The 6,878-nt window shown below is 36.8% G+C and carries 9 protein-coding genes and 1 tRNA gene; 7 read left to right on the forward strand and 3 right to left on the reverse strand.

All coding sequences use genetic code 11. The features are described 5' to 3' along the window. Positions 1–65: 65 nt before the first annotated feature. Positions 66–359, reverse strand: a complete 294-nt coding sequence (locus B5440_RS07165) for a DUF493 family protein (protein ID WP_070055455.1) — start codon at positions 357–359, stop codon at positions 66–68. A gap of 84 nt (positions 360–443) precedes the next feature. On the opposite strand from B5440_RS07165, the gene B5440_RS07170 reads away from it, so the two are divergent. The 5 genes from B5440_RS07170 to B5440_RS07190 all read left to right on the forward strand — a co-directional run bounded on the left by B5440_RS07170 (position 444) and on the right by B5440_RS07190 (position 4,974). Continuing rightward, entirely contained in the window at positions 444–980 is a 537-nt protein-coding gene (locus B5440_RS07170) for an AAA family ATPase (RefSeq protein ID WP_070055454.1), read from the forward strand. Positions 981–985: 5 nt separating this feature from the next. Then, complete coding sequence (locus tag B5440_RS07175; RefSeq protein WP_070055453.1) at positions 986–2,887, forward strand: RecQ family ATP-dependent DNA helicase; 1,902 nt, start codon at positions 986–988, stop codon at positions 2,885–2,887. Beyond that, positions 2,887–3,834 carry a methionyl-tRNA formyltransferase gene (fmt, locus tag B5440_RS07180; RefSeq protein WP_070055452.1) on the forward strand — a complete coding sequence of 316 codons (948 nt, stop codon included), beginning with the start codon at positions 2,887–2,889 and terminating at the stop codon, positions 3,832–3,834. The genes B5440_RS07175 and fmt overlap by 1 nt, the downstream gene beginning before the upstream one ends. A gap of 185 nt (positions 3,835–4,019) precedes the next feature. Beyond that, the gene (locus B5440_RS07185; RefSeq protein WP_057483012.1) at positions 4,020–4,292 is read left to right on the forward strand and encodes an HU family DNA-binding protein; all 273 of its coding nucleotides are present in this window, start codon (positions 4,020–4,022) and stop codon (positions 4,290–4,292) included. 121 nt (positions 4,293–4,413) lie between these two features. Beyond that, positions 4,414–4,974, forward strand: coding sequence for a YqgE/AlgH family protein (locus tag B5440_RS07190; protein ID WP_057483011.1), 561 nt, complete (start codon positions 4,414–4,416; stop codon positions 4,972–4,974). Here B5440_RS07190 and B5440_RS07195 read toward each other — a convergent pair. Then, complete coding sequence (locus B5440_RS07195; protein WP_070055451.1) at positions 4,971–5,816, reverse strand: aminotransferase class IV; 846 nt, start codon at positions 5,814–5,816, stop codon at positions 4,971–4,973. The two genes, B5440_RS07190 and B5440_RS07195, sit on opposite strands and share 4 nt — an antisense overlap. A 52-nt stretch (positions 5,817–5,868) precedes the next feature. After that, positions 5,869–6,258, reverse strand: a complete 390-nt coding sequence (locus tag B5440_RS07200; protein ID WP_070055450.1) for an START-like domain-containing protein — start codon at positions 6,256–6,258, stop codon at positions 5,869–5,871. Positions 6,259–6,440: 182 nt separating this feature from the next. Here B5440_RS07200 and B5440_RS07205 point away from each other — a divergent pair. After that, positions 6,441–6,514: transfer RNA gene (locus B5440_RS07205), tRNA-Met, on the forward strand. Between the two features lie 70 nt (positions 6,515–6,584). After that, positions 6,585–6,878, forward strand: a 294-nt coding sequence (locus B5440_RS07210) for a transposase (RefSeq protein WP_234996367.1), incomplete at its 3' end; no start/stop codon positions are given.

Below are 6,878 nucleotides of genomic sequence, written 5' to 3' on the forward strand. Positions count from 1 at the left end.
GAAATTGAAAATTATTTCTTCCGTCAGAGCAAACCAAAAATGAATTACCCCATTTCCAAGATTGATTAAAGGGAGATCACTCCTTCTACTTTATCTGCAACTTCTTTATATTTTTCAATTACGGCGTCAGGATTTTTCATTCGCACATTTACAGAAGTGCTTATATACGTTCCCTTTTTTGATTTCTTAGTCGTTATTACGGCTCCCATATTATCAAAAATATCTTCAATAATTTTCACCTGATTTGACTTTGCCGGTACTATAAATTTATAAAGATACTCAGATGGCCAAAGAGATGTATCCTGCAATTGCGACTTTAATTTGCTATAAAACTCTTCCTGATCTTTCGCTTCACTCATAATTTTCTAACTTAAATTTAGGTTGCAAAGATACAAGGATTGAATACATTTTTATAATCAATTTCAAATGTCGAAATTTGCAGCGTGAAAAAACAAAAAATAGTAATTACCGGTGGCCCCGGTGCAGGGAAATCTTCAATAATTCGCCAACTGGAAAAACACGGGCACGAATGTCTTCATGAGATTTCCCGGCAGGTAACCCTAGAAGCGCAAAAGCAGGGAATTGCTCAGTTATTCCTCGAAAAACCTGTGCTCTTTAGCGAAAAGCTATTGGAAGGCCGAAAAAATCAACATAGGGAAGCCGATATGATTCCTACTTCCACTATATTTATAGATCGCGGCATCCCAGATGTTTTGGCATATATGGATTATTTTAAAACAGAGTATTCCACATATTTTACCGATGCCTGTACAGAATATGCTTATGACAAGATATTCTTTTTACCGCCCTGGGAAGAAATTTATCAGAGTGATAACGAGCGTTACGAATCTTTTAAAGAAGCCAGTCTAATTTCAAAATATCTTTTTGAAACGTATAAAACTTACGGTTACAACCCTATTGAAGTCCCCAAAACCTCAATTATTGAAAGAACTCAGTTTATTTTAAATCAAATTGAATAAGCTATTTGCAGGATGCACATCACATATTAAAAAAATACTGGAGACATTCGTCCTTTAGGCCGCTGCAGGAACCCGTAATAGCAAAACTCCTGGAGCAAAAGAACGTGCTCGCCCTAATGCCTACCGGTGGCGGAAAATCGCTTTGCTTCCAGATCCCGGCGTTAATGCAGGAAGGAATCTGTATTGTAGTTTCCCCTCTTGTGGCTTTAATGGAAGACCAGGTGAACGCGCTTCAGCAAAAAGGTATCAAAGCAATGGCCCTAACTGGCGGAATGGCATATCGCGATCTTGATGCTGCTCTTGATAATTGTATCTACGGAAATTATAAATTTCTCTATTTATCTCCTGAAAGGCTTCAGCAGGATCTGGTACAGGAGCGTATTAAGTTGATGAATGTTAATCTTATTGCTGTAGATGAAGCGCACTGTATTTCGCAATGGGGCCACGATTTTAGACCGGCTTATCGCAATATTTCTCAATTAAAAGACTTAAAACCCGGCACACCATTTATAGCGCTTACAGCAACCGCAACCCCAGCCGTAGTTAAAGATATTGTGAAAGAGTTGGAACTGGAAAATATAGAAGTACTAAAAGACTCTTTCTACCGGGCCAATTTAGCCTATAATGTGCTAAAAGCTGAAGATAAATATTATCGTCTGGATCAACTGTTGAATAACAAAAACGAGCCTGCGATAATTTATGTAAGAAGCCGGAAAGCCAGCCTTGAAATTGCTGAGTTATTAAATAAAAAAGGCTATAAAGCTGATGCTTTTCACGGTGGTTTGCAACCAAAAGAAAAGACCAAAAGACTTAGCGACTGGCTGGAAAATAAACACCAGATAATGGTGGCCACCACCGCATTTGGAATGGGAATAGACAAAGCCGATGTACGGCAGGTTATTCATTTAAATCTTCCGGAATCTTTAGAAAGTTATTTCCAGGAAGCAGGGCGCGCCGGGAGAGATGAAAAAAAAGCGATCGCCACTATTTTAACCAATAAGAGCGATATTCCTATTTTAAAAAATCAGTTCCTTGCAAATTTACCGCAACTGGAAGATGTAAAACTGGTTTATAAAAAACTAAACACCTATTTTAGGATCGCTTATGGCGAAGGGGAGCAAACCGAACATAATTTTAGTTTTTCGGAATTTTGCGCTCAGTACGAACTTCCGTTTTCTAAAACTTACGAAGTACTTCAGCTTTTAGACCGATGTAGCGTATTAAAGCTTTCAAAGGAATTTCATAAAAAAACAAGTATACATTTTATGGTTTCCGGAAAACAACTTCAGTTTTATTTAGATCAGAACCAGAAATACGAAAACTTTGTCAAGGCTCTTTTGAGAACCTATGGCGGAATTTTAGAAAACAAAACTAATATAGACCTGGCTTCGGTTTGTAAAAAATCTAATACAGATCAAAAAACAGCGCTTAAATATCTCAAGGAATTAGAAAAAGCCCAGGTATTGGAATATGTTTTTGCCGAACATGATGCTACTGTGCTATTTTTGGTTCCGCGGGAAGACGATTCGGTTATTTTTCCGCTTGCACCCTACATAAAACAGCATAATAAATCTAAAAAAGAAAAAATTGACGCGGTCTTAGGCTATTTAGAAAACGATAAAATTTGTAGGAGCAAACAACTTTTAGCATATTTTGGAGAGGAAAAAGCTAAAAACTGTGGTATTTGTTCGGTTTGTCAAAAACAAATGACGCCACTAACCAGGGAACTTAAAAATGCAATTTACCTGGAAATTATGAAAGTTTTAAAAACCTCTAAAGCTTCTTCCCGCGAACTTACTGAAGCAATAAATTACCCGGAAGATCAGGTTCTGGAAGTATTACGTTTATTATTAGATAAAGAATTTATTTCCCGTGAATCAGGGAATAGCTATAAAATAAATAATTGATGAGATCATTAAGAATCGTATTTATGGGCACGCCAGATTTTGCGGTGGCCAGTCTGGAAAGTATTCTAAACGCCGATTATAAGGTTGTTGGTGTAATTACCGCACCCGATAAACCCGCAGGTCGCGGAAGAAAATTACAGGAAAGCCCGGTAAAAAAATTCGCGATTAGCAAAAGTTTAAAGGTGATGCAGCCCACAAATCTAAAAGATGAAGCCTTTATTGACGAATTAAAAGCTCTAAATCCCAATGTACAGGTAGTAGTTGCTTTTAGAATGTTACCTAAGGTGGTTTGGGATTTGCCACAATTTGGCACTTTTAATCTACATGCTTCCCTGCTTCCGCAATATCGGGGTGCGGCGCCAATTAACTGGGCCATTATCAATAACGAGACTAAAACCGGCGTTTCTACTTTTTTTCTAGATGAAAAAATTGATACCGGGGCGATGATTTTACAGAAAGAAATAAATATAGCTGAAGAAGAAAGTGTTGGAGAACTCCATGATAAGCTAATGGAATTAGGAGCTGGAGTGGTAGTGGAAACTTTAGAGCTTATAGAAAAAGGTAACCTCACTCCTACTCCGCAGCCATTTGACCAGTTATTAAAAGACGCGCCAAAGCTAAATAAAGAGAATACAAAAATTAACTGGAACGATTCATTAGATCAAATTTACAACCTAATTCGCGGCCTAAACCCTTACCCGGCGGCCTGGTCTATTTTGTTTAACGATGGGAAAGAAGAAAAAGTCAAGATCTATCATTGTAAAAAAGAAATCACCAGTCATTCTTTAGAAAATGGAAGTATTCTGGTTGAAGATAAAAAGCTGAAGGTAGCAACAAAGGGCGGTTACCTTATAATTGAAGAATTACAACTTCCCGGAAAGCGAAAAATGGATGTAAAATCACTTTTAAATGGTTACGATTTTTCAAAAGGAGCAAAATTCCTCTAAGGCCTTATGGTTACTGAAACGGTAAAAAATCAACTAAATCGAGACTTGTTTATTAACAAAATGACCGACTTATTAACAAAATCCTGCATTTCCCTTGATATTACTTGCACGGCCGAGAATTCCATATAAATTTGTAGAGCAATTTAACAGAATGTTTAACCAACAATTTATTTAAAATTCAAATTATGAACAAAACAGATTTAATCGACGCAATGGCTGAAAATGCTGGAATTTCTAAAGCAGCAGCAAAAAAAGCCCTAGAATCTTTCTTAGAAAACGTAGAAGGTTCTCTTAAAAAAGGAGATCGCGTTTCTTTAGTAGGATTTGGATCTTGGTCAGTTTCTAAAAGAGCTGCTCGTGAAGGAAGAAACCCACAAACCGGAAAAACCATTAAAATTGCTGCTAAAAATGTAGTGAAATTTAAAGCCGGTGCAGATTTACAAAAAGCTGTAAACTAATAATTTGTATTAGTAAAACATTAAAAGTCTCCTCTATGGGAGGCTTTTTTAATGAAAATACTTTAGCATTTTATTTGATTTTTTTTAAATAAATGGTAGCTTAGAGTAAAACTATGCTAAAATGATTGCTTTAAAACCAACCAAAGGCCATCTATTGGTAGCAGAACCATCTATAATTGGAGATGTTGCATTTAACCGCTCTGTAGTGCTACTTGCTGAGCATTCTGAAGCAGGTTCTGTAGGTTTTATACTCAACAAAGTACTGGACTTCACCTTAAAAGATCTTGTCCCCGATCTCTCCGCTAATTTTAAAATATATAATGGCGGCCCGGTAGAACAGGACAATCTTTACTTTATTCACAAAATACCAGATCTAATTCCGCAAAGCGTAGAAATAGCGAATGGCATTTATTGGGGTGGTAATTTTGATGTAGTTACAGAACTAATTAATCAAGGTTTAATTAGCGAAAAAGAGATCCGATTCTTTTTAGGATATTCCGGTTGGGATGCTAACCAGTTAAATGAGGAACTAAACTCACATTCCTGGATCATTACCACCAACGAAGACACTAAAGACATTATAGAACGTCCTTACCGTTCATTTTGGAAAGATAAAATGATGCAACTTGGCGGGGAATATATATTATGGTCTAACGCCCCAGAAAACCCAAGCTACAATTAACCCAATCTTGCTTTTACATTTAATTTTGAAAGCAGATCTTTAGCCACTTTATTCTCAAATTTCTTTTTACGATATTTCGTTACCGGTTGAATTCCTTTGATTACATTAGTGATAAACAATTCATCTGCCTTTTGAAGCTCAAAAGGCGAAATTGAAGTTTCTTCTAAAGTTAGATCGGGTAAGGTCTTAATTATTTCAACTAGCTTTTTCCTGGTAATCCCGTTTAATGCACCATCTGTTAGCGGTGGGGTTTTGATCTTATCACCTTTTACGAGAAAAAGATTTCCGTTAAGGGCTTCCACCACATTTTTCTTTTCATTAATCAGAAAACAGTTTTCATATCCGTTTTCAGAAGCGAAAATACTTCCAAGAACATTAATTGCACGGTTATTCGATTTGATAGTAGAAAATAATCCGCTGGTTATATAATGATCTTTAAAGAGTTCAACTTCATAATCGTCATCATTCAGCAAATAAAAAGCATCAGCAAGTTCTTCTGTAGTAATAATAAATCCAATTTCACGAGTAGCAGGTCTATAATAGCCGCCCTCTTTACGATAGGCCGAAAATTTTACACGCGCTGCAGTGGTATCCAGGCCATTTTCTTTTACTAGATCTAAAATTTCTTCTTCGAGAAATTCAGGAGAAAAATTTGCGGGAATCTCCATTCGCATGATGCGCATTGAAGCCATTAACCTGAAATAATGATCTTCCCAGAACATTATTTTTCCGCTAATTACGCGAATGGTTTCAAAAACAGCATCTCCATAGGCAAATCCACGATTGGTTACCGAAAGTGATGCTTTATTTTCCTCTACTAAATTTCCGTCTAGATTTATCATAAAAAAAGCCCCGTTTTAGAACGGGGCAAAGGTAATGTTTATCTTAGAAATATTAAACCGATCCAAGTACCTGTTTAAGATCTGAAATCATATTTTCCCAAAGCATTTTGCCTTCTTCAATTTCATCTTCATCTTCGGCAAAATCTGTAATCATTATAGAGACGTCTTTAGTAATTTCGTCTACCTGAATTCTTATTTCGAAAAAATATGGAGTGTCTTCATCATCCAGCCACTTAAATTTTACGCGTTCATCACTCTTTTTGCTTACCAATTTGGCTTTTTCTTCACTTCCTTCCCAAATAAAAGTAAACAATTCGCCCCGTGAATTTACATTATCGGCATACCATTCACTTAATCCTGAAGGGGTTGATATATATTGGTATAACAATGAAGGAGAAGCGTGAATGGGAAATTCCATTTCGTACTTGATCTTATCTTCCATTTTTAGATTTAATTAGTTTCGGGCAATATAGATATTAATTGGAAGGATAAAAAGAAAACAAAATAAATATTTTAGAAAATAATGTTTGCGTCAATACAAAATGTTTATATATTTGCACCCGCATTCACAATTAGTGTTAATGCTTGTTAAGTCACGCCAGCAGGCGTCTTGCAATAAATTATGGCGAGGTAGCTCAGTTGGTTAGAGCGTCGGATTCATAACCCGGAGGCCCCGAGTTCAAATCTCGGTCTCGCTACTAAAAGAGGCTGTCTGAAAAGGCAGCCTTTTTTGTTGTATTATTTTCTGGTTTTTAGTATTTTCATGTAATGAAAGCCAAAGCAGTATTTAAGACCTATGACCAGTCGCAGTTAAGTCTTTTACCTCCCAGTTATGATGATCTGGTCCCTGCCCATCATCCCGTTAGGATCGTCAATACGATTATTGATCAAATCGACATCGCTGACCTGGAGCGAAGTTATAAAGGAGGAGGTACCTCCAGTTACCATCCCCGGATGTTGCTCAAGGTGACCATCTATGCGTACCTTCGCAATATGTATTCCTCTCGTAAAATTGAGCAGGCCCTTCAGGAGAACATTCATTTTATGTGGCTCAGCGGTCAA

Source organism: Salegentibacter salarius (genome assembly GCF_900168265.1).
Lineage (GTDB): Bacteria > Bacteroidota > Bacteroidia > Flavobacteriales > Flavobacteriaceae > Salegentibacter > Salegentibacter salarius.